Consider the following 20,949-nt stretch of genomic DNA (forward strand, 5'->3'; position numbering starts at 1 on the left):
TCATGGCTTCTTTGGTTATTGCAGAACACGACAACGCAACCATCAAGGGTGCAACTTTGAACACCGTCACAGCCGCTGTGGCTTGCGGTGGTGATGTGCACGTTTTGGTGGCAGGCCACAACGCTGGCGCTGCCGCACAAGCTGCCGCACAAATTGCAGGCGTCTCCAAAGTGATTCATGCCGACGCAGAAGGCTTGGCCCATGGCTTGGCCGAAAACGTGGCAGCCCAGGTGTTGGCCATTGCCAGCAATTACACACACATCTTGTTCCCCGCTACAGCAGGTGGCAAAAACGTGGCACCTCGCGTAGCTGCTAAGTTGGATGTGGCTCAGTTAAGTGACGTGACCCTGGTCGTGTCTGCCGATACATTCGAGCGTCCCATTTATGCGGGCAATGCGATTGCCACTGTGCAAAGCAAAGACAGCGTCAAAGTGTTGACTGTTCGCACCACAGGTTTTGATGCAGCAGCCGCCACGGGCGGTTCTGCCAGCGTTGAATCTGCAGCAGCAACAACCGACAGCGGCAAGAGCGCGTTCAAGGGCCGCGAAATTGCCAAGAACGATCGCCCTGAACTCACAGCCGCCAAGATCATTGTGTCGGGTGGCCGGGCTTTGGGCAGTGCCGAAAAGTTTGCCGAAGTCATTACGCCTTTGGCCGACAAGCTGGGTGCTGCCATGGGCGCCAGCCGCGCCGCAGTCGATGCAGGTTATGCGCCTAACGATTGGCAAGTGGGTCAAACCGGCAAAATTGTGGCGCCTCAGTTGTATGTGGCCTGCGGTATCTCGGGTGCCATTCAGCACTTGGCCGGCATGAAGGACAGCAAGGTCATTGTAGCCATCAACAAAGACCCTGAAGCACCAATCTTCAGTGTGGCCGATTACGGTTTGGAAGCTGATTTATTTAGTGCGGTTCCAGAGTTGCAATCAGCCCTTTGATTTAACGAGGGCGATAGGTTTATTTTTCTGACATTTTCAGAAAATCAACATCTAAGGAACTTTAAGATGTCATTTTTTACTCGCATTTTCCCCGCTTTTATTACTAGATTTACTGACGCATCAAGCGTTTGCGCAACAGCCTATTAATTTTCCTAGCAAGCCTGTCAATATCGTTTGTAAAGTACAAAAAATTGCTTCCACATTTGCTTCCACACCTCTGAAAAACGCTTGTAACCTATTGATATCATTGAGATAAATTTAATTGAGGCTGCTCATAATCCTTTGGTCCCTGGTTCGAGTCCAGGTGGGCCCACCACTTAAAAAGCGACTTATTCGAGTCGCTTTTTTCTTGCCTTTTAGCTGCAAATGCACGCATTTAAAAGCAGTTTTCTCGAGTGAAACTGCGAATTTTCTGTTTAGTTAGCGCAGAGCAAACCTGAACTATTTTCGCTAGCTAAAAACCGCCTAAATTTGCTTAAAAACCAAGCAAATTTCCCTGTTTCTTCCACACCGCTTCCACACTCTTAGTTCGACTCCTATAAGTCGTTGTTCTGTATGAGGGAAATATTTCTTAAACGGATTTTGTGTTTGTTTAAGAAAGTGGCCCAAGTTGATCAATGCATGCAGCAAAATTGAACGCAAAAAGTTAGACGCTGGCTTCGGGCTTGAACTTGATAGCTAAACGCCCTATGTTTTAAAACCGTGGAATTAATTGCGTAATTGAATTTTCTTTGGGTAAGTAAGGTTTGACTAGGTAAAATAATTCAGAAATGTATTCAATTCAATCATGGGGTGACACCCTACGTCTGCTGGTCGAACTGTCAGCTACAGCTGCCTTTGCTCTCTCTGGGTTGATGAAAGCTGCGGGTAAAAAGCTCGATGCGGTGGGCATTTGTGTTGTGGCTTTTCTAGCCGCGTTTGGAGGAGGCACCTTGCGCGACTTCTTACTTGATAAACGCCCATTTTTTTGGGTGCAACACACCGAAATGCTTTGGGGCGTATTGGCCTTGTGCGTGTTTGCTATGGTCTTCATGCGACAGCGGCATTTTGAAGTCACTGAAAGAACAATACTTTGGCCCGACGCGCTGGGCTTGGGTCTATTTACTGCCACGGGAGTTCACCTCGCCTTGCAGTCACTCATGCCGCCAGTAGTCGCCGTCTTAATGGGCCTGATCACGGGTGTTTTTGGTGGTGTGCTACGTGACATGGTTTGCAATGAAATCCCCACGGCCTTCAAAGACCACCGCCCCTACGCGGTGTGCTCTTTTGCTGGTGGCTGGACTTATGTGCTCCTTTGGACCTTAGACACCCCAGGCTGGGTAGCCTTACTTGGATGCCTTATTGTTACTGTAGGCCTTCGAGCACTGACACTTTGGCGCAACTGGCAACTGCCGGCTTGGCGCGCCTAAAACCAAAAAATTCGCGAGATTTTAAAAGTAGCTATTTGGCATATTGAACTTGCTCTAGGATGGACGAAGGAGTGGGCGATTGAATGATGGTTATCAATTCTTGCTTAACGGTCTCTGCCACCATATCAGCAGTAACAGCCGATAAAGTCCAACCCAAGTGACCATGACCTGTGTTGTAAAACACATTAGAAGCCTTACCCCTGCCAACCTTAGGCATCATGTTGGGCATCATGGGGCGTAAACCTGCCCATGACACCACGGAGCGCGTGTTGATTTTTGGGAAACACTGTTGCACCCAATCGACCAAGGGTTTAATGCGATCCGCTCGAATGTCTTTGTTGTAGCCGTTGAATTCGGCAGTGCCTGCAACGCGAAAGCGATCTGTACCTAAACGACTGGTAACCAATTTGGTTTCATCATCCAACAGGCTGACTTGAGGCGCACCCGCCTGACTTTCTGAGTCGTTCAAATTCACAGTGATTGAATACCCTTTGACTGGATATACATTGACTCTGTCGCCGAGTTGGGTTGCAAATTGTTTGCTGGCCACACCGGCACATACGACAACCCCATCGAAAGTGTGCACAGTAGGTAGTGCATCGCTGTGTGAAACTTGGATGGTGGCTGTCTGATTGTCTGTGGCAACCGAAGTGACATCTTGGCCATACAAGGTGCGAACCCCCAGTCTTTGTGCAGCCAATGCCAGACCAGAACAGAATTTGTGAATATCACCTGTCGAGTCGCTTTCGGTAAAGTAGCCGCCATAGTATTTACCTGCCAGTGTGGGTTCGATGGCTTTCATTTCCTGAGGTGTCACAGCTTGTCTAGGCAGCCCACCTTTGGCTAATAAAGCAGAAACCCGGCCAGCGTGATCAAAACCTGCTTTGTCACGGTAAATGTGCAAGATGCCTTGTTTCTTCAAGTCAAAGTCGATGGCCTCTGCCTCAGCCCATGCAAATAAATGCTGACGCGCAGCAATGGCCAAACGCGCAGTTTGAATTGTGTTGCGTTCATAGTCTTTCATCGAAGCCATGAACTCCATAAACCAAGACAATTTGTGCCAGCTGGGTTTGGGATTCACTAAAAGCGGCGCATCACTTTTGAGCATCCATTTCAGACCCTTCAAAATGGTAGTGTGATGTGTCCATACTTCTGCATTAAAAGCAGACAGTTGACCGCCGTTGGCAAATGAGGTTTCCATCGCCGCGTAGCGATGGCGCTCAAACAGGGTGACGGCAAAGCCGCGCTTGGCCAGGGCGTAGGCTGTGGTGACGCCGGTGATTCCGCCGCCAATCACTGCGATGGAAGTTGCGGTTGATTTCATGATTCAGATCTCCAAACAAGTCAGGGTGTCAAGATGACAAAAAGCAAACTCACGCACCATGCGTGGCATGCACCCCCTCTGTTTGGAACCTGAGAGATTCGCGGCCCATTGTGTTCAATGCAACCACTTGCTCCTGCGGTGTGCCAGGTGACTAAGCCCAGCAACTCTTCAGAGATATCAACAATTCAAATCGGTCCTTTTGCCTGAGAGTTTCCGGGGTGGTTGCTCCTTCGGCGTCGCGGTTTAACGCGATCTCTCCCGATCTGAATTTTAAAAAACACGAACTATGCCAGAAAGCGCTCCGTCAATGCTACCCAGAACGCAGCGCCCACAGGAATGTTGCGATCTTCAAAATCGTAATTGGGGTTGTGCACCATACAGGCGCCGTGACCTCCGTTATCGGCATCGCCATTTCCAATGAATAGATAGCTGCCAGGCACTTGGTCGAGCATGTAGGCGAAGTCTTCACTGGCGGTGAGCGGCTCGGTTTGGAGCACCACGTTGTCTGCGCCTACCAAGGCCACCGCCACTTCGCGGGCTATTGTCGTTTCAGTAGTGGTGTTGACCAGCACTGGGTAACCGGGCAAAAACTCAACTTGCGCGGTCACACCATAACTTTTCGCCTGCAACTCAACGAGCTCCACAATGCGGTTGCGCAACAACTCGCGCACACCCCGATCCAGCGCCCGCACGCTGAGCTTGAGCGTGGCGTTTTGGGGGATGACGTTGTTACTGACGCCCGACTGAAAAGAGCCGACTGTGATCACGGCCATGTGAAGGGGGGGGACGTTGCGCGAAACAATGGTTTGGAGACCCATGACAATGGCCGAACCCGCAACCACCGGATCTGCACTCAGATGCGGCATGGCGCCATGGCCGCCTTTGCCTTCAATGTGAACCACAATATTTTCGCTGGATGCCATGGTTGCGCCTTCGCGCAGTAACAACTGGCCAGGTCGAAAGCCCGGCAGGTTGTGCATGGCAAAGATGGCGTCGCAAGGAAAGCGGTCAAACAGGCCGTCCTCCATCATCTTGCGCGCGCCCCCCAGGCTTTCTTCAGCGGGCTGAAAGATCAAATTCAGCGTGCCATCAAACGTGGTGGACTTTGCCAGATGTTCGGCCGCAGCCAGCAGCATCGCGGTGTGTCCGTCGTGGCCGCAGGCATGCATCAAACCCTCATGGCAACTGGCATGGGGCAGGCCCGTCGTTTCCTGAATGGGCAGCGCGTCCATGTCAGCCCGTAGGCCCAACTTGCGTGCGCCACTGCCGCGTTTTAGCTGACCCACAACACCTGTGCCACCCAAGCCGCGTGTGACTTCATAGCCCCATTGCTTCAAGCGCTCTGCCACCAAGTCGCTGGTGCGAAACTCCTGGAATCCTATTTCGGGGTGCTGGTGAATGTCACGACGCAGCGCGGTGAAGGCACTCGCGCGAGCTTGCAGGGCAGACAAGGTGGCTGACATGGGCTTACTGCGGTTGCAGCTTGATCGACTTGGCAATGGCAGTAGCTGTGACCGTTTCTTTTTTGTAAAAGGCGTCAAGCTGTGCCAGGGTCATGGGTTCGGCCACGGTGCTGCCTGCAGTCTCAATAATTTTGCGAATCTCTGGGTTGCCCAAGGCTGTATAGGTGGCTTTGTGCACAGCGGCCATTTGTGACTCTGGCGTCTTGGCACTCGCTACGACCCCAATCCAGATGCTGAACTGATAGTCTTCAAAGCCTTTGGTGGCGCTTGCCAGGGGCAACTTAGGCAGGCGAGCCAGAGGTTGGCTGGAGGCCACGGCCAGTGCTTTGATCTGACCATTCTCGATGGCACCAATCACCGGACCAACCAGTGGGACGACCGCAAAGTCAAGCACACCGCCCATCAAGTCTTTGAGGTAGGGCGCCATGCCGTTGTAGGGCGCGTGCAAGCCACGTGCACCCGCTGTTTGCAGGGCTTTTTCAGCCATCAGGTGGTAGAGGGAACCCATGCCCGTGGAGCCATAGCTGAGAGGCTTATCTGCCTTCTTGGCGAAAGCGACAAACTCGTCCAACGTGTTCACAGGCAAGTCCTTGCGCACAACGATCGCTATGGGTGTGTGCCCCACCAGAGCGGCCAGGCGCATGTCCTCTGGCTTGTTTTTAGCGGCTGCTACGCCCAATGGGGTGTAGATCAGCTCCAATGGGGAACCCGCCAACAGGGTATAGCCATCGGGCTGGGCATTGCTTGCCTTGAGCACACCCAGTGAGCCACCCACGCCAACGACGTTTTCAACGATGATGGGCTGGCCGAATACATCTGCCATGCCTTTGCCAACGGCGCGGCCCAGCACATCAGAGCCACCACCCGGTGGAAATGCCACGATCATGCTGATGGGCTTGGAAGGGAAAGTCTGCGCGGCAACGGCTGCGGCCAGCGCAATGCCTGCAAACAGTGCACTGCAATGACGAATAAAAGCACGGGGGATGAGGTGCATGGTGGTCTCCAAATATAAGTAGTTATGACAGGGGGCTGAGATCAATGTTAGTGGGCTCAATTCAATGTGTCCAATGACTTATTTTTCTTGTTATCATTCATTTTTCTCATGAAAATAGAAAGCAATCTGCGATGAATATCAAGCACTTGGAACACCTGCTGGCCCTGGCCGATACCGGCTCGTTCAGCCGTGCTGCCGAGAAAATGTTCATCACCCAATCGGCTCTCAGCCGCAGCATTCAAAGCCTCGAGGACGATTTGGGCGGCAAGGTGCTGGACCGTATTGGCAAGCGCAATGAACTCACGCCTTTAGGTTTGGACGTGGTGTCCCGGGCACGGCATATTGTTAGGGATGCATCCGAGCTGCGCCACAGTGCCAAGCTACTCAAGGAAGGCGGCAGCGGCGCTATCAGCGTGGGCCTGGGCTCTGGCCCCGCTGCCTTGTTGATGGTGCCCCTGATGTGCACAGCCGCCTCTCAGCCAGGCATGCGGGTAGCCGTCACGCAAGGGCCAGTGGAGCTGCAGATTCAGCAGCTGCGCAGCCGCCAGATCGATGCCATGGTGGTGGACATGCACCGCGTGATACCGAGCGCTGACCTCAACATCGAATCCCTGGTCGAACTCAAGGCAGGCTTTGTGGTTCGTGACAAGCATCCTCTGGCCGGCAAGAAGTCAGTCAGCCTGTCAGAAGTGGTGCGCTTTCCAGTGGCCTGCATTCCGCTTTCGGATGAGGTGGCACGGTTACTTGTGGACCAATATGGCCTGCAGGCTAACCCATCTGAAATGGTAGCCCTGCGATCCGACGATATCAACGGCCTGCTTGCCACTGTTGAGCAGACAGACGCGATCTATCTGGGGGTGATTGCAGCGGCACGTGACCGTCTCAAGGACGGAAGCCTGGTGGAGCTGCCCCTCAAACCCCGTTTACAGGCCACGGCGCGATTTGCTTATGTGACGCTTGCTGGACGCACCGAAGCGCCGGCGATGGTCTATTTCCGCCAGTTCCTGCGTGCACATTTGAATGAATAGGAAGTGTTTGGCATGGCATCCCTCCATTGACCTAAATTGCGTCAACGTTGCTTCCACATTTGCTTCCACACCTCCGTAGACCGCTTGTAACCTATTGATTTATATAGATTTTTATTTCTTGAGGCTGCTCATAATCCTTTGGTCCCAGGTTCAAGTCCTGGTGGGCCCACCAAAAAGTAAAAAAAACTCTTGTCAGCGATGGCAGGGGTATTTTCATTTTATGAAATGACAAATTCCGACAAAACATTACTAACATTTATAAAAATTGACAGTCTGAACGATTTGAATTTTTTACCCACTCTGGTAACGTTTGTACTCTAACTCCTTCAAATTTAGCTGCATGGACTATTGAGTCAAATTTGCCAAATGGAAAAATTAGGGTTTTACTAGAGCCTTTGATTGCTTGCAACACTGCGGCCTGCACGATGGCCAATCAAAAATGGCTCAATATTGCATTGATCATTTTCTTGTCATCAGAGCTTCATGCTACTCAGTAGTTGGCCAGTAAATTCTTCAAACTGAGGGATCGGTCCTTGAGGGTCCTTTGCAAGCTCATCAATTCGGCGCAATGCTACGGCGTCCTTCCAGTAGGGTGACAACTGAAAGGCGACAACTTCAGCATCTGACATTGGGCCACCTTGGAGGGCCAAGCTTTCAACGGAGTCTTTCGATAACTTCGAAAAGTAGTCTGTTTCAACTGTACAAAGGTAGCGCTTGGCAGCCACATGAAGTCTGATGGGCTCTGTCACATTAGATCCAAAATAGCGTTCAAGCCAATTCGCCCCAATTTTCTCGTGGTGATCGTCAATGCCCAGCCCAGCAGGATGCTCGCCTAATGAATGCACCATGTGGCCTATGTCGTGAAGCAATGCGGCCACTACCACTGAATCTAACAATCCTGCGGCGCGAGCATGGTAAGCAGACTGAACTGCATGGGCCAGCTGGTTGACAAGCGTTAAACCATAGAGCCCATTGGCGCGACCCGCATAAATCGATGTTAAATCGGCCAGTGCTAATTCTTGTTTGTTTGAAATCATTGAGTTCTGATTTAACTTAAATTGACGAGATGACTCCAAGGTCATGCAGCGTTCGAGCAGTGGCTTCTGTCGCTTTGAAAATGTCTTTGGCATCAATGGCCCCAATGCAACCTACCCGAAAAGTTTCAATTTGCGTGAGTTTGCCCGGATAAAGAATAAAGCCCTGTGCTTTTACCCCTTCGTATAACTTAGAGAATTGAAAATTGGGATGATCAGGCGAATGGAAAGTCACGATGATGGGAGCTTGAACGTCATCCGCTAAATAGGTACGCAAGCCAAGGGTTCTCATGCCCGCTACCAAGGCCGCACAATTTTTTTGATACCTAGCATTGCGCGCACTGACGCCGCCTTCTTCATGGAACTGATCGAGTGCTGATCGCAAAGCAGCAACCACATGCGTTGGCGGTGTATACCGCCATTGACCTGTTTTTTGCATGTAGATCCATTGGTCATGCAAATCCAATGCAAGAGAGTGTGAATTGCTTTTGGCACTTTCTAGTACGTCTTGACGCACAATCACAAAACCCATACCAGGTACACCCTCAAGGCACTTTCCAGAGGCTGCAATGAGTGCGTCAATGGGTGTTGTGGTGAGGTCAATCGGAATGGCTGCAAAGGAGCTCATGGCATCTACGATCAGGTGTCTTTTTTGTGCAGCCACCACAAGAGCAATGTCATGTAGTGGGTTCAAAATGCCAGCACTGGTTTCACAGTGCACCATGGCAACGTGCGTAATGCCTGGGTCTGCAATGAGGGCGGCCAGAATGCGATCTGGGCTTGCGGGTTCATCTTCTGCGTGCTCTAAAACCACCACATCTTTTTTCTGATAGCCCAATATTCGCGCAATTCGCTGACAGTACGCGCCATTGCTAGGCACTAAAACTTTGCCAGTTTGGGGAACCAAGCTTCCCAGAGCAGCTTCTACGGCGAAAGTGCCGCTGCCTTGCATGGGGACGCACACATGGGTTGCTTGGCCCTTGACAATTTGAACGATGTCGTTACAAACCGATGCAGTTAATTGATTGAAAGAGACGTCCCAAGAACCCCAATCGGACAACATGGCTTCTTTGGTTCGAGCGGAGGTTGTTAAAGGTCCGGGCGTTAAAAGAATGGCTTGTGACATACAGTTTCCTCAGGGAACAATGGCTGCACGCAGCACGCGTTGTGATGCTGCATCTGACATGGCTTGTGTGACTTCATCGAGTGAATATTGCGCATCCACCAAGTCAGCAAAAGGATAGTGCACTTTATTTTTCACCACAAAATCCAATGCTTCAATCAAGTGCCGCGGGTGATAGTTGTGAACGCCGCGGAGAGTGATCATTTTTTTGACCAATCGGTTGGCATCTAGGGTGACGTTAGCGCCTGGACTGACCAAACCGGCAATGACGTAAGTGCCACCGATTCGTACCATTTCAATGCCCAAAGGGAGGGCGTCTGCAACGCCGCATACCTCGATGACAGCATCAGGCCCCTCAGGTTTACAGTGTGCCTCAATATCCTTCAGTAATTTTTGGGGGTCACTGCTGGCGTCTAAGGCAATGTCAACTCCGAATCGTTTTGATTGCTCGCAACGTTTCGGATTGACATCAAGCCCAATCACGGTGCGGGCGCCGCGAGACTTGGCCAAAGCAGCGCCATACAGTCCCAATAAGCCCAAGCCCTGAATGACTACCGTGCTGCCGAGTCGAATATTGGCGGCTTCTGTGACCGCGACCATGGTGGCGACACCGCAATTGACAGGGGTTGCTTCTGCGTCTGTGATGTCGTCTGGCAAACGCAAGATCCAAGATTTAGGTAGCACATAACAATATTCAGCAAACCCACCATGATGATGGGGAGCGGTAGTGACCGCCATGTGGCCATACTTTTCAACGCCGTGAGACTTTTGGGGCAAATCCAGAACTTCTGAAAAGTAGTTTTCGCCTGGTATGAAGAACTCACTCCATGTAATTCGATCATTGACAGACAAGGGGTCGCCGCGCATATCGTGCGTTAAGCCTTCGCCAAGTGCCACGATTCGGCCCACAATTTCATGACCAAGAAGACCGGGGCATGGGCTGGGACGGTGGCCATGATAGGAGTGAATGTCTGACCTGCAGATGGTCGACATGCTGACTTTGACCAAGGCCTCGTTTGCGTGAGGTGCACGAATGGGATACGCCTGCACTTGGAAAGGTGTATTAGGCGCAGTGTAAACAGCAATTCGCCCAGAGGCTGGAATGGTCATACGCGGGCCGCTACGCCATTGATAGCAAAGTCGAATATGAAGTGGCTCTTGAGAGGGCCGTGTGCCGCTCTTTCAGCGTATTTCTGATTTAATGGCCGATTCAAAATGAAGGGCACGCGAGCTTCTGCCACTGCACCATGGCTGCGCAATCTGGCATCGTTTAGATTCGACAAGTCATGGTCAGATACGCTGGCACCAATGACTGTGCCCGCATCGCCAATGACGACAACATCACCTTCACGGTCTGCGGGCAATTCAAATTGAAGACAAGCTTCATCTTTGGTCAGCGCCAGTTCAACACCTTCAATCTCTTTGACTTTGGCAATGACTTCTTGCACGGTGAGCTTAGTGTCACGCATCCAGATGCGCACAAAACCACCTAAGGCACCATGGTGACGCACAAAGGCATCCGTAATGGGGCAAATAACTTGGGTGGTGCCTTGACCAAACGCATGATCAAGCATGTCTTGGAGGTAAATCACTTTTGGCGTGCCGTCTGGTAAAGACTTGTCATTCATGCCGTGATCTGCCGTCAAAGCTACAACGGCACCTAATTCAGAAAGGCGGCCGAATGCATCATCGAGCCGCTTGTAAAACGTGTTTGAAACTTCATCACCAGGTGCGTACTTGTGTTGAATATAGTCGGTTAAAGATAAAAATAACAACTCAGGTTGATCACGCTCAAGTAATTTAATACCAGCTTCAAGCACAAACAGAGACAGGTCCATGGAGTACATATCGGGTTGAGGCATGCCCACCAACTCGAGCACGTTGGCAATGCCATTTTCTTCAAGAGTGCATTGACTTGCAAATTCTGAAGAGAAGCTCACATTGCCACGTGATAGGTCGAGGCCTTTTCCAAGTTGTTTGCGAAGTTTGTCTTTGGCGGTAATTGAAACCACTTTGGCGCCAGCATTGGCAAATGTGGCCAAGATGGTGGGGCTTCTGAGGAGTTCAGGACCCGTCATGACAACGGCTTCACCGTTTTCATTCAGATAGTAGTTGCCAGAAATGCCATGCACAGAGGGGGGTGCACCGGTAATTAGCGACATGTTGTTGGGGCAGGTAAAGCTAGGGACGGTGCCATTGGCGATGCCCGAATAGCCCTCACGCATGAATTTCTCAATGTTGGGAAGGATGCCGTCTTTAAGGCCTTGTTCAATGTATGCAGGGTCACCGCCGTCGATGCAGACTACAACGACAGGTTGATGCGGCCAGTTGTAACTGACGCCATTGAGTTCAAGTTTGTTCATTTGTAAATTTTAAAAATCAAATACTCCAGCGCCTAATTCGCGCTGAAATGACATCAACCAAGGACACGAAAACAATGATGATAAACAGTATTGCGGCAGTTTCTGCGTAATCAAAGCCGCGAATTGATTCGTGAAGCACAACGCCAATACCTCCGGCGCCGACCATGCCCACAACAGAAGCCGAGCGAACATTGGATTCGAATCGGTAAAGAGAATAGGAGATCCAAAGGGGCAGTACTTGCGGAATGACGCCGTAGAGAATTTCTTCCAATGGATTTGCGCCAGTTGCCCTGACGCCTTCGACGGGTCGTGGGTCAATGGCTTCAACGGCTTCAGCAAATAGTTTGGCCAAGACACCCGTGGTGTGAATCCAAAGCGCCATCACACCTGCAAATGGACCTAACCCAACGGCCACAATGAACAGCATGGCAAACACCATTTCGTTGATGGCTCGAAAAGTATCCATGAGGCGGCGCACAGGTTGATAAACCCAAGCGGGCACAATGTTTTCAGAGCACAGCAAGCCTAAAGGAACGGCGCAAAAAATTGCCAACACAGTGCCCCAAATGGCAATGTGAACTGTGATAACCATCTCACTCAGGTAAATGCGCCAGTCGTGAAAATTAGGGGGAAAAAATTCTTTGCTGAACACAGCCATATTGGCTGAGTCAGCAATGAGCGCCATTGGGCGTATTTCTGCACCTTGCCAGGACCATATGAGCATCATCAATACAAGACCCCAAGCCAGCTGAGTTAACAAGCTGGTGGGTGGCGGTGTAAGCGAAATGTCTTTGATGGTGGTTTTCATGGTCTTGGCAAGCGCAGATGAAGCCTCAAATTATTTGGCTTTTGCCAAAGCTGCTAGCTTGGCATCGATGTCAGCAATCTTGGTTTGCTTTTCGGCGGCGGACATATTGACATCGGACTCAAACTTCATGCGGTCTTTGAACAATTCGAGTTGACGGATGGGGATTAATTGGGCATCAGTGGACGCCTTGAAACCAGCCAAGCGATACATGTTCTTTAAGATTTCTTTTTCGCGGGCATCCTTACCATAACCAACGACGAAGTCTTGCACTTTCTTTTTCACATCAGAAGGCAAGTCTTTGCGCCAGACCAAAGGATCACGAGGAATGAGGGGTGAAGTCCAGAGAATTCGAATTTGATCCATTTTCTCAGGTGATTTCTCCTTCATTTTCTCGGTCATTTCGCTGTTGCTGGTAGCGATGTCAACTTGTTTATTCAAAACAGCCAAGAAATTGCCTTCATGATTGGAGGAGCGCATCACTCTGAAATGCGTTTTGGGATCCAATTTATTGAGTGTAAAAACATAATAGGTTGGGACCAATGTGCCTGATGTGGAAGAAGGGTCGCCAATTCCAAATGAGTATTGTTTGCCATTCTGTAAAACTTGATCAAGCGTTTTAACGGCTGAATCTTTGTGTGTGATCAAGTAGGAGTAGTAGCCTGGCGTACCGTCTAAGTCCACAAACTGAGCAAAAACTTCGCCTTGTGAGCGATCGACTGCATCGATCGCTGATTTGTTGCCGTACCAGGCAAGTTGTACTTTGTTAAAGCGCTGAGCTTCAATAACGCCAGCGTAGTCTGTGGCGTAGAAGCCATTGATTTTAATGCCAGTGGCTTTGGTCATGTCTTGCAAAAACGGTTCCCACATTTGTCTCATCGCACCCGCTTTTTCGGTTGCAATGATGCCAAAGTTGAGTTCCTTGATGTCTGAAGCGCTGGCAAGGGTGGCAGCACTGATGGCCAAGGCCGAGAGAAGGGTCTTCATGGTTTTGAGCATGTTTTTCCTAAATAGAAGTAGTTGAGGGGAGGGGAGAGGGGGAATTAAAAGTTTGCAGTGGGAAATAAATGAGGTGGGTTCTTGGCTTGAAAACCAAATAACGCATCAGGTGGCGTTGCAAAGAGCTCAGAGGCGCTGCTGCCGTATAGCTCGGCCAATAATTCGGGCGTGAGTGCCGCAGACGGTCCGTCGTAAACCACGCGACCGGCATTCAGTGCAATGGTTCGTGGGCAATATCGAACTGCAAACTCCACCTGGTGAAGGGACACCAGAACGGTGCATTTGTTGTCACGATTCATTTGTTGCAGAAGGTCCATGACCTTTCTTGAAGACTCTGGGTCTAAGGAGGCAATGGGTTCGTCAGCCAAAATGACGCGGGCCTTTTGAACCAAACACCTTGCCAATGCAGCCCTTTGCTGCTGGCCGCCAGAAAGGGTGGCAGCACGTTGCCAAGCGGTTTGCTCTATGCCCACTGATGAAAGTGCTTCCAGTGCTTTTTGACGCTGCTCAACGCTAAATTGCATGAACAGACTGCGCCACCAAGGTGTTTCGTAAAGTAGTCCGATTAACACATTGGTAATGACAGGAAGCCTGTTAACCAAATTAAATTGCTGAAAGACAAATCCAACACGACTTCTGACTTGCTTATAGCCAGCCTTGAGCTTTCCGTTAGATTGAACGGTTTGACCCAATACATCAATCTCGCCGCTATTGGATGTCACAAAGCCTGGCAAGTGCCTGAGAAGCGTTGACTTCCCAGAACCTGACGCACCAAGTAAGGCCACCATTTCACCTTCTTCAATTTGAATGGACACCTTGTCCAAAGCTTGACAGTTGGCAAACGATTTACTTAACTCTCGAGTGACGACCGCATAAGGCATGAAAATATCGCTGTCATTGAATTGCAATGAAGCAAGCTTAGAATTCCAATGTGTCAAATTGTTGACAATCTACGATTCAGTGCAATTTAATTTGATTGATTGAAATTCAGTGACAAACTTATGACATTTTCTAGAAACTTGGGCGTGCTCAAACAAAACTCCTTACCCTCATTGGTTCAAGATGAGCTTGAACTCATGTTTCGGAAAGGTAAATTCACACCTGGGCATCCACTGCGAGAGGCAACACTGGCCACCCAGTTGGGTGTATCGCGTGGACCCATTCGTGAAGCATTTCGTTCATTGGAAGAAAAGGGTTTGGTCACGGTTGAAAAGAACCGAGGTGTATTTGTACGCGTCATTACGGCACAAGAAGCAGACGATATTTTTGAGGTGCGTACTGCGCTTGAAAAAATCATTGTGTCCCGCATTGCAAAAGCGCCAGATTGCCTGCATAACTCGGGCCTACCGCAACTTCTAAGCAAAGCCACTAAGTTGGCTGCCAAAGCTGATTTTTCAGCTTGTCATGCTTTGAACATTCAGTTTCACGAACGATTGGCTGAGTTGGCTGGCAATCACACACTTCTCAATACCTATCGCCGCTTGGTCAATGAACTGTCCTTGTTTCGTCAGCAGGCGCATGCCCGTCAAGCCGATGCCTCCAGCTTAAAGCAGTCGGTTGAAGACCACAAAGCCTTGCTTGAAGCGCTATTGATAGGGGATCAAAAAAAAGCCCTTAAAGTACTCAAATTGCATGTGGATGAAAGTCGAAAACGTTTGCAACATATTCTTTCTTAACCTGAGAACTAAAATTGATGTCATTCAACTCTCAGCCCATGCGCATGTGCGGTCAACAAATTCATCGCGATCGTGTCATTGAAATTCAAAACCCCTTTACCGGCGAATGTATAGGCACTGTGCCCAAAGCCACTGTCGATGACATTCGTCAAGCCTTTGAGTTCGCACATGCATATCGACCACGATTGAGTCGATATGAGCGCTCTGATATTTTGCAAAAAGCGGCTAATTTGGTGGTTCAGCGTACAGCGCAAATCAGTGACCTCATTACCCTTGAGTCGGGCTTGTGCAAAAAAGACAGCCTTTATGAAGCGGGTCGGGTGCGGGACGTTCTAATTTTTGGTGCCAATGCCGCGTTGCAAGATGATGGTCAAACATTTTCTTGCGACATCACACCCCATGGCCGTCAACGTCGTGTTTATACCCAACGCGATCCCTTGCTTGGCGTTATCAGTGCCATCACGCCATTCAACCACCCGATGAATCAAGTGGCGCACAAAATTGTGCCTGCCATTGCGACCAACAATCGGATGGTTTTAAAGCCTTCAGAAAAAGTCCCCTTGAGTGCTTTGCTTTTGGCCGATATTTTGTACGAAGCTGGACTCCCGCCTGCAATGTTTCAGGTGGTCACAGGCGATCCCACTGAAATTGCGCATGAATTGTTAACCAACCCGCATATAGATTTGGTGACATTCACTGGTGGTGTTGCCATTGGCAAGCACATTGCTCAAACTGTGGGTTATCGGCGCATGGTGCTTGAGTTGGGGGGTAACGATCCGATCATTGTGATGGACGATGCTGACTTGGAAGAGGCGGCAATGCTTGCCATCTCTGGGTCCTATAAAAACTCAGGTCAGCGTTGTACGGCTGTGAAACGCATTTTGGTGCAAGACAATATTGCAGATGCATTTGTTGAAAAATTACTTGCCAAAACACAGGTATGGAAATTTGGCAATCCTGCCGACCCAGATGTCGATATGGGCACGGTGATAGACCCACAAGCAGCCAGCTTGTTTGAAACCAGGGTCAATGAGGCGGTGGCCCAAGGGGCAAAGCTCTTGTGCGGCAATCATCGTGAGGGGGCTTTGTATGCACCGACCTTGCTTGATCATGTATTGCCTCACATGACCCTGGTGAGGGAAGAAACCTTTGGGCCTGTATCACCTGTCATCCGATTTAACAATCTGGACGAAGCCATTCACATCGTTAACGGCACCGCCTACGGATTGTCTTCTGCAGTATGCACAAATCGATTGGATGTGATTACCCGACTTGTCAATGAATTGCATGTGGGCAGTGTCAATGTTCGCGAAGTGCCGGGTTATCGATTGGAACTGACGCCATTTGGGGGTATCAAAGACTCCGGCCTCGGCTATAAAGAAGGTGTACTCGAAGCCATGAAAAGCTTTACCAACGTCAAAACCTATTCCTTGCCCTGGCCTGCCTAATGTCTGCTTGGGTGGCTGGTTTGGTTCTCCTGTCGGCGTTGATGCATGCTGGGTGGAATTTGTTAGTCAAGAAAGGCGACGACGCTCAGTTAGATACGGCTAAATTTGCACTGGGTTGTAGCTTGATTGCGGCAGTTTGCTTGCCGTTTGTACCTGCACCCGATCCGCAATGTTACCCTTGGTTAATGGCCACAATGTTTGTTCATGTGGCTTACTTCTTAACCTTGGCAGAAGCCTATAAGCACACAGACTTATCTTTGGCCTATCCTTTGATGCGAGGTATTGCACCGATTTTGGTAGCAGGTATTTCCTTTGCCACGGGGGAGTTTCTTTCAAGCATTCAAACCATGGGTATTTTGATCATTGGGCTTGGCATCATGTTGCCTAGTTGGATGGGCAGGCCTTGGCAAACGCGCCATCAAAAAGGTCTATTTTTTTCACTTCTCAATGCGGGCATCATTGCAACGTACACCGTGTTAGACGGCAATGGTGTTCGTCTTTCTGGCAATGCGGCATCCTACACTTTGTGGCTATTTCTATTTAACTCTTGGGGCATTTTAAGTGTTTTGATTTGGCGCCGTGGTTATGCAATGGTCACAATCCAGCTGTTCAATGGGTGGCAAAGATCTTTTTTGGGCGCTTTTTTGAGCATGGCCTCCTATGGCATCGTGCTGTGGGCCATGACACAAGCGAGTATTCCTTCAGTGGCTGCGCTGCGAGAAATATCAGTCGTCTTTGCAGCCTTGATGGGCGCATGGTTTTTAAAAGAACCCTTTGGGCGTTGGCGAATTGCGGGCGCCACCCTGGTTGGGCTTGGCGCTGCAAGCATTCGTTGGAGTTGAAAGTCTTTGAGTCCGACTATCGCTCTTTGAGTTTTTTAATTATTTCCACACTCTTGGTTCGACTCCATGCAAGGTCACAGGTCTAGGCATATTGAACAGCATCGGAATTAAATAGATTCTGAAAAGTCATCATTCAAGTCGGACTGAATTGTTTAAACCTTGACTGACCCACTTTTCGCTGCGTTCCCATAGCTCAGCTGCTAATTCAGAATTTTGCCCCAGCGCTGACGGTTGCTTCGGTTTAGAGTCAGCATAGTACAAGCCTGACTCTTGTTGAGGTGCATGCATTGCGCAGTGCAATGTAGTGCGAGCACCTTCCTCTGGTGTCAGAAAACCTCGTAGTTTTAATAATGGACGGGCCCAATTGGGTAGGGCTCGCCAGATCTCGGTGTCAACAACGCCAGGATGTAATGAGTATGTCGAAATAGAAGTTCCTTGGACTCGCTTTGTCAGTTCTGCACTAAAGAGCAAATTGGCTAATTTTGATACTGCGTACTCGTGAATCCCAGTCCACGAACGGGTAGGCTGACACAAGGCATCCCAATTGATACCTGCTGTTCGATTGTGGGCACGGCTTGATACAGTGACGATACGCGAAAGACCTGACGATTGCATTTTTTCTAGCAGCAATTGAGTCAGCAAAAAGTGACCCAAGTGATTAACACCAAACGTCATCTCGAATCCATCTTTGGTTAAACCTCTCAGACCAGCCACCCCTGCATTATTGACTAGAAGGTGCAAGGGCAAATTGAGTTGAAGAAAAAGTTGCGCGCACTCTCTAACTGATGCAAGGCTGGCCAAATCTAAAGGCAGGAATATGGCCTGCTCATCGACTTTTAGCGACTTGATGTCATCTAAAACAGCTTGAGTTCTTTCAAGTGAACGCCCCGCAATAACGACTTTAAAACCCTTTTTTGCCAGCTCAATGGCCGTAATGCGTCCAATTCCAACATTGCCCCCTGTAATCAGTGCTACTTGGCCCGGAATATAAAACTCTTGGTTCATTGCAGAAGACTTTCCTAATTGCATTCAATGATTCAACTTAGGATGCCATTAAGTTGTGACGTGATCAAGACTGACTAAAGCATGAATACTTTTCAAGCGAGCGTATGGGTCGAGAATAGCCTAATGAATACGTCATCTCTTCTTCATTAAATAGACATGCTGTAGGTCTAGATTGCATTTCGACATCTCTAGAAGCTGTCACCCCCCAACTCAAGGAGAATCTGAATGACATCTGAAATCCATGCACATGAAGTCGACGTCGAAGGTGATTTTGAGGATGAGTTTGACAGCCCAAGCGAAAACCATCGCATGGCTGCGCATCATTTTTCTGAAGCTGCCAAAGAGCATGAACTTGCTGCTGATGCCTACGATGCGGGTGATCAAACTGCATCAGAATTGCATTCATTCAAGGCCTATCGCCATCAATTAAATGCCGTGCAGTATTCTGAGATTGCAGTGATGGAAGCTTTTGAGTTGAATGAAATTAACGAAATTTGAATGAAAAAAGATCGACGCGCAATGCAAGTCGATCTTTTTATTTAATATTTCACTATGCCACTGTATCAGCAGTGGCAAGTAGACTGCGATTAGCGCGCCTTGAGCAACGCCTCTACTTCCAACAAAATAAATTCATTGTCGTCAGCCTTGTTGGGGTCGCGTGATGTAGAGAACGGCAAGTTGTTGTCGTTTCCAACAATGATGTGCTTGTTGTCCACTACATCCACGTTTTCAATGGTGAAGAGTGGGAAAGTCAAAACGCCGTTGTTCATCGGCTTGCGTGACTTGCCTTGTGGATCTTGAATCTTCATCAAATCGATAAAACCTTTTTTGCGAACGGGGCCGTTCACGTTAGCGTCACTCGTTTCAATTTTCACGACACGCTTAAACTTTGCAATATCGTGGAAGCAATTGGGTGCCGCTTTGTTGTCAGCACAAGCACGATCTGCAGTGCCCTCGGCGATTTCTTGTCACAATGGATCTTTACGAACTGGATTAGTCAGTATCGAAATGCAAGGTAAGCATGGGTTTGAGTCGCAGCGTTTTTGCAACGAAGCAGTCATATGTGTATTTGCATTGCTTCCACATTTGCTTCCACACTGTTGTAGGTCGCTTGTAACCTATTGATTTATATAAGATTTTATTTCATAAAGCTGCTCATAATCCTTTGGTCCCAGGTTCAAGTCCTGGTGGGCCCACCAAATTGAAAGCCACTGATTTTTGAAGTCAGTGGCTTTTTTGCTGATGGCCATTGCACCTTTATCGCTAAAGTGTTAAATTTGGTTACACCTGTGTAACTAAAAATATAAGCATAACCATTTGAGAGTCATTCTAGATACGTCAGTTTTGGTCGCTGCAGCGAGGTCGCGTAACGGGGCAAGCTTTTGTTTGCTCTCAATGCTGCCTAGCAAACAGTTTGAAATTGCGCTGTCAGTAGCTCTTTATACGGAGTGGCAATCTGTGTTGACTAGGGCTGAACATTTGCCGCCAGGAGCCAGTGCGGAAAATGCGAATGACTTTTTACGTTACTTGGCTTCGATTGCGCACTTACAAGACGTACACTTTTTGTGGCGTCCATTTCTGCGTGATCCAGATGACGATATGGTTTTGGAGTGTGCTGTAGCTTCAGGTAGTCAGTACATCATTACGCACAACGTAAAAGACTTTAAGCGCGCCCCGGAACTGAAGGTGAATGCCATCAGGCCGGCGGAATTTTTGACATTGATCAGGAGTAAATCATGACAGCATTGACTGTACGACTTCCAAATTCCGTTCATCAGAAAATACGGGAATTGGCCGAGCGCGATGAAATTTCAGTCAACCAATTTATTGCTGCTGCCGTGTCAGAGAAGATGGCCTCAGTGATGACTGTCGACTATCTAAAACAGGAAGCTGCAAAAGGCAGCCGTAGCGACTTTGATCGCTTTTTAAATTTGGTGCCAAACCATCCTCCTGTGGCTGGTGATGAAATGCCTAATCACTAATTTGGATTGCTTTTAGTCCTTTGGTCCCAGGTTCAAGTCCTGGTGGGCCCACCCAATAGGTCTTGCACCGCTGGAACAGCGCCTTTTTATATGCGTATTGTTGAAATTCGACTAATATGCATTGAATCCAACAAAGCAGGAGAGACAGGTGTCGATCAAACGCATTATTGATTTAACTGAAAAGTCTTTTTTGGTCATCATCGCTCTTTTTACAGTCGGAGCGATGGTTCAAGAAGTGATGGTGCTGATTGAGCAGCGGAGGGTTGAGCTGAAGGACTTGCTGCTGATGTTTATTTATGCAGAAGTTTTGGGCATGCTTGGGGCCTTCTACAGCAGCCACCGAATTCCAATCACCATACCGTTGATCATTGCCATGACGGCCTTAAGCCGTTTGATTATTCTTCAAGGCAAAGACGGAGATCCCACTATACTTTTGTATGAAAGCGGCTCTATTTTATTGATTGCGGTTGCTTGTTGGGTCATTAGTAATTTGCATGACCGCGATTGATTTGAGGCTAG

General features: G+C 49.1%; 21 protein-coding genes, 1 pseudogene and 1 riboswitch. Of the genes and pseudogenes, 10 read left to right on the forward strand and 12 right to left on the reverse strand.

All coding sequences use genetic code 11. The features are described 5' to 3' along the window. The first annotated feature begins 2 nt into the window (after window positions 1–2). Both B9Z32_RS04480 and B9Z32_RS04485 read left to right on the forward strand, forming a co-directional pair. Complete coding sequence (locus B9Z32_RS04480) at window positions 3–935, forward strand: electron transfer flavoprotein subunit alpha/FixB family protein (protein ID WP_108420121.1); 933 nt, start codon at window positions 3–5, stop codon at window positions 933–935. Between the two features lie 770 nt (window positions 936–1,705). Then, on the forward strand, window positions 1,706–2,344 hold the full coding sequence (locus B9Z32_RS04485; protein ID WP_108420122.1) for a trimeric intracellular cation channel family protein: 639 nt from the start codon (window positions 1,706–1,708) through the stop codon (window positions 2,342–2,344). A 31-nt stretch (window positions 2,345–2,375) separates the two neighbouring features. Here the strand turns inward: B9Z32_RS04485 and B9Z32_RS04490 are convergent, their stop codons facing one another. The 3 genes from B9Z32_RS04490 to B9Z32_RS04500 form a co-directional block, all read right to left on the reverse strand. Next, entirely contained in the window at window positions 2,376–3,668 is a 1,293-nt protein-coding gene (locus B9Z32_RS04490; RefSeq protein ID WP_108420123.1) for a D-amino acid dehydrogenase, read from the reverse strand. Window positions 3,669–3,849: 181 nt separating this feature from the next. Next, window positions 3,850–3,939: riboswitch (glycine riboswitch) on the reverse strand. A gap of 13 nt (window positions 3,940–3,952) precedes the next feature. Beyond that, a complete protein-coding gene (locus B9Z32_RS04495; RefSeq protein ID WP_108420124.1) occupies window positions 3,953–5,131 on the reverse strand; it encodes a M20 aminoacylase family protein in 1,179 nt (392 codons plus the stop codon). 4 nt (window positions 5,132–5,135) lie between these two features. Continuing rightward, window positions 5,136–6,125: a tripartite tricarboxylate transporter substrate binding protein gene (locus B9Z32_RS04500; protein WP_108420125.1), complete on the reverse strand. Its 990-nt coding sequence runs from the start codon at window positions 6,123–6,125 to the stop codon at window positions 5,136–5,138. 131 nt (window positions 6,126–6,256) lie between these two features. Here B9Z32_RS04500 and B9Z32_RS04505 point away from each other — a divergent pair, with 131 nt between their 5' ends. Further along, window positions 6,257–7,153: a LysR family transcriptional regulator gene (locus B9Z32_RS04505; RefSeq protein ID WP_108420126.1), complete on the forward strand. Its 897-nt coding sequence runs from the start codon at window positions 6,257–6,259 to the stop codon at window positions 7,151–7,153. 473 nt (window positions 7,154–7,626) lie between these two features. On the opposite strand, the gene B9Z32_RS04510 is transcribed toward B9Z32_RS04505, so the two are convergent. From B9Z32_RS04510 to phnC, 7 genes are read right to left on the reverse strand one after another with little or no spacing between them, the layout of a single operon-like run. Next, on the reverse strand, window positions 7,627–8,190 hold the full coding sequence (locus tag B9Z32_RS04510) for an HD domain-containing protein (RefSeq protein WP_108420127.1): 564 nt from the start codon (window positions 8,188–8,190) through the stop codon (window positions 7,627–7,629). Between the two features lie 16 nt (window positions 8,191–8,206). Further along, window positions 8,207–9,313 carry a 2-aminoethylphosphonate--pyruvate transaminase gene (locus tag B9Z32_RS04515; protein WP_108420128.1) on the reverse strand — a complete coding sequence of 369 codons (1,107 nt, stop codon included), beginning with the start codon at window positions 9,311–9,313 and terminating at the stop codon, window positions 8,207–8,209. A 9-nt stretch (window positions 9,314–9,322) separates the two neighbouring features. Beyond that, window positions 9,323–10,420, reverse strand: a complete 1,098-nt coding sequence (locus B9Z32_RS04520) for a zinc-binding dehydrogenase (protein WP_108420129.1) — start codon at window positions 10,418–10,420, stop codon at window positions 9,323–9,325. Then, window positions 10,417–11,673 carry a phosphonoacetate hydrolase gene (phnA, locus tag B9Z32_RS04525; protein WP_108420130.1) on the reverse strand — a complete coding sequence of 419 codons (1,257 nt, stop codon included), beginning with the start codon at window positions 11,671–11,673 and terminating at the stop codon, window positions 10,417–10,419. Before phnA ends, B9Z32_RS04520 begins: the two co-directional genes overlap by 4 nt. Before the next feature lie 16 nt (window positions 11,674–11,689). Then, a complete protein-coding gene (gene phnE, locus B9Z32_RS04530; protein ID WP_108420131.1) occupies window positions 11,690–12,481 on the reverse strand; it encodes a phosphonate ABC transporter, permease protein PhnE in 792 nt (263 codons plus the stop codon). Between the two features lie 30 nt (window positions 12,482–12,511). Then, the gene (gene phnD / locus B9Z32_RS04535; protein WP_233248075.1) at window positions 12,512–13,465 is read right to left on the reverse strand and encodes a phosphonate ABC transporter substrate-binding protein; all 954 of its coding nucleotides are present in this window, start codon (window positions 13,463–13,465) and stop codon (window positions 12,512–12,514) included. Window positions 13,466–13,521: 56 nt separating this feature from the next. Continuing rightward, window positions 13,522–14,358, reverse strand: a complete 837-nt coding sequence (gene phnC, locus B9Z32_RS04540; protein WP_108420994.1) for a phosphonate ABC transporter ATP-binding protein — start codon at window positions 14,356–14,358, stop codon at window positions 13,522–13,524. Window positions 14,359–14,478: 120 nt separating this feature from the next. On the opposite strand from phnC, the gene B9Z32_RS04545 reads away from it, so the two are divergent. Genes B9Z32_RS04545 through B9Z32_RS04555 form a run of 3 tightly spaced genes read left to right on the forward strand, consistent with a single transcriptional unit; the run spans window position 14,479 to window position 17,443 of the window. Beyond that, a complete protein-coding gene (locus B9Z32_RS04545; protein ID WP_108420133.1) occupies window positions 14,479–15,153 on the forward strand; it encodes an FCD domain-containing protein in 675 nt (224 codons plus the stop codon). Window positions 15,154–15,170: 17 nt separating this feature from the next. Next, window positions 15,171–16,601: a phosphonoacetaldehyde dehydrogenase gene (phnY, locus tag B9Z32_RS04550; RefSeq protein WP_108420134.1), complete on the forward strand. Its 1,431-nt coding sequence runs from the start codon at window positions 15,171–15,173 to the stop codon at window positions 16,599–16,601. Next, complete coding sequence (locus B9Z32_RS04555; RefSeq protein ID WP_108420135.1) at window positions 16,601–17,443, forward strand: EamA family transporter; 843 nt, start codon at window positions 16,601–16,603, stop codon at window positions 17,441–17,443. Before phnY ends, B9Z32_RS04555 begins: the two co-directional genes overlap by 1 nt. A 129-nt stretch (window positions 17,444–17,572) precedes the next feature. Here the strand turns inward: B9Z32_RS04555 and B9Z32_RS04560 are convergent, their stop codons facing one another. Then, complete coding sequence (locus B9Z32_RS04560; RefSeq protein WP_199219937.1) at window positions 17,573–18,472, reverse strand: SDR family oxidoreductase; 900 nt, start codon at window positions 18,470–18,472, stop codon at window positions 17,573–17,575. 201 nt (window positions 18,473–18,673) lie between these two features. On the opposite strand from B9Z32_RS04560, the gene B9Z32_RS04565 reads away from it, so the two are divergent. Next, window positions 18,674–18,946: a hypothetical protein gene (locus B9Z32_RS04565; protein ID WP_108420137.1), complete on the forward strand. Its 273-nt coding sequence runs from the start codon at window positions 18,674–18,676 to the stop codon at window positions 18,944–18,946. Between the two features lie 89 nt (window positions 18,947–19,035). Here the strand turns inward: B9Z32_RS04565 and B9Z32_RS04570 are convergent. After that, window positions 19,036–19,404 (reverse strand): annotated as a pseudogene (locus B9Z32_RS04570) (glycerophosphodiester phosphodiesterase); the annotation flags it as partial. 361 nt (window positions 19,405–19,765) lie between these two features. Between B9Z32_RS04570 and B9Z32_RS04575 the strand changes: the two are divergent. The 3 genes from B9Z32_RS04575 to B9Z32_RS04585 all read left to right on the forward strand — a co-directional run bounded on the left by B9Z32_RS04575 (window position 19,766) and on the right by B9Z32_RS04585 (window position 20,938). After that, on the forward strand, window positions 19,766–20,188 hold the full coding sequence (locus B9Z32_RS04575) for a putative toxin-antitoxin system toxin component, PIN family (protein ID WP_108420138.1): 423 nt from the start codon (window positions 19,766–19,768) through the stop codon (window positions 20,186–20,188). Then, window positions 20,185–20,430, forward strand: a complete 246-nt coding sequence (locus B9Z32_RS04580; protein WP_108420139.1) for a toxin-antitoxin system HicB family antitoxin — start codon at window positions 20,185–20,187, stop codon at window positions 20,428–20,430. Before B9Z32_RS04575 ends, B9Z32_RS04580 begins: the two co-directional genes overlap by 4 nt. 148 nt (window positions 20,431–20,578) lie before the next feature. Beyond that, window positions 20,579–20,938, forward strand: a complete 360-nt coding sequence (locus B9Z32_RS04585) for a phosphate-starvation-inducible protein PsiE (RefSeq protein ID WP_108420140.1) — start codon at window positions 20,579–20,581, stop codon at window positions 20,936–20,938. Window positions 20,939–20,949: the final 11 nt, after the last annotated feature.

Source organism: Limnohabitans sp. MMS-10A-178 (genome assembly GCF_003063375.1).
Lineage (GTDB): Bacteria > Pseudomonadota > Gammaproteobacteria > Burkholderiales > Burkholderiaceae_C > Limnohabitans_A.

Coding starts and splice junctions, on each gene's coding strand:
- B9Z32_RS04480 (WP_108420121.1), top strand. CDS start 3: ATGGCTTCTTTGGTTATTGCAGAACACGACAACGCAACCATCAAGGGT.
- B9Z32_RS04485 (WP_108420122.1), top strand. CDS start 1,706: ATGTATTCAATTCAATCATGGGGTGACACCCTACGTCTGCTGGTCGAA.
- B9Z32_RS04490 (WP_108420123.1), bottom strand. CDS start 3,668: ATGAAATCAACCGCAACTTCCATCGCAGTGATTGGCGGCGGAATCACC.
- B9Z32_RS04495 (WP_108420124.1), bottom strand. CDS start 5,131: ATGTCAGCCACCTTGTCTGCCCTGCAAGCTCGCGCGAGTGCCTTCACC.
- B9Z32_RS04500 (WP_108420125.1), bottom strand. CDS start 6,125: ATGCACCTCATCCCCCGTGCTTTTATTCGTCATTGCAGTGCACTGTTT.
- B9Z32_RS04505 (WP_108420126.1), top strand. CDS start 6,257: ATGAATATCAAGCACTTGGAACACCTGCTGGCCCTGGCCGATACCGGC.
- B9Z32_RS04510 (WP_108420127.1), bottom strand. CDS start 8,190: ATGATTTCAAACAAACAAGAATTAGCACTGGCCGATTTAACATCGATT.
- B9Z32_RS04515 (WP_108420128.1), bottom strand. CDS start 9,313: ATGTCACAAGCCATTCTTTTAACGCCCGGACCTTTAACAACCTCCGCT.
- B9Z32_RS04520 (WP_108420129.1), bottom strand. CDS start 10,420: ATGACCATTCCAGCCTCTGGGCGAATTGCTGTTTACACTGCGCCTAAT.
- phnA (WP_108420130.1), bottom strand. CDS start 11,673: ATGAACAAACTTGAACTCAATGGCGTCAGTTACAACTGGCCGCATCAA.
- phnE (WP_108420131.1), bottom strand. CDS start 12,481: ATGAAAACCACCATCAAAGACATTTCGCTTACACCGCCACCCACCAGC.
- phnD (WP_233248075.1), bottom strand. CDS start 13,465: ATGAAGACCCTTCTCTCGGCCTTGGCCATCAGTGCTGCCACCCTTGCC.
- phnC (WP_108420994.1), bottom strand. CDS start 14,358: ATGCCTTATGCGGTCGTCACTCGAGAGTTAAGTAAATCGTTTGCCAAC.
- B9Z32_RS04545 (WP_108420133.1), top strand. CDS start 14,479: ATGACATTTTCTAGAAACTTGGGCGTGCTCAAACAAAACTCCTTACCC.
- phnY (WP_108420134.1), top strand. CDS start 15,171: ATGTCATTCAACTCTCAGCCCATGCGCATGTGCGGTCAACAAATTCAT.
- B9Z32_RS04555 (WP_108420135.1), top strand. CDS start 16,601: ATGTCTGCTTGGGTGGCTGGTTTGGTTCTCCTGTCGGCGTTGATGCAT.
- B9Z32_RS04560 (WP_199219937.1), bottom strand. CDS start 18,472: ATGCAATTAGGAAAGTCTTCTGCAATGAACCAAGAGTTTTATATTCCG.
- B9Z32_RS04565 (WP_108420137.1), top strand. CDS start 18,674: ATGACATCTGAAATCCATGCACATGAAGTCGACGTCGAAGGTGATTTT.
- B9Z32_RS04580 (WP_108420139.1), top strand. CDS start 20,185: ATGACAGCATTGACTGTACGACTTCCAAATTCCGTTCATCAGAAAATA.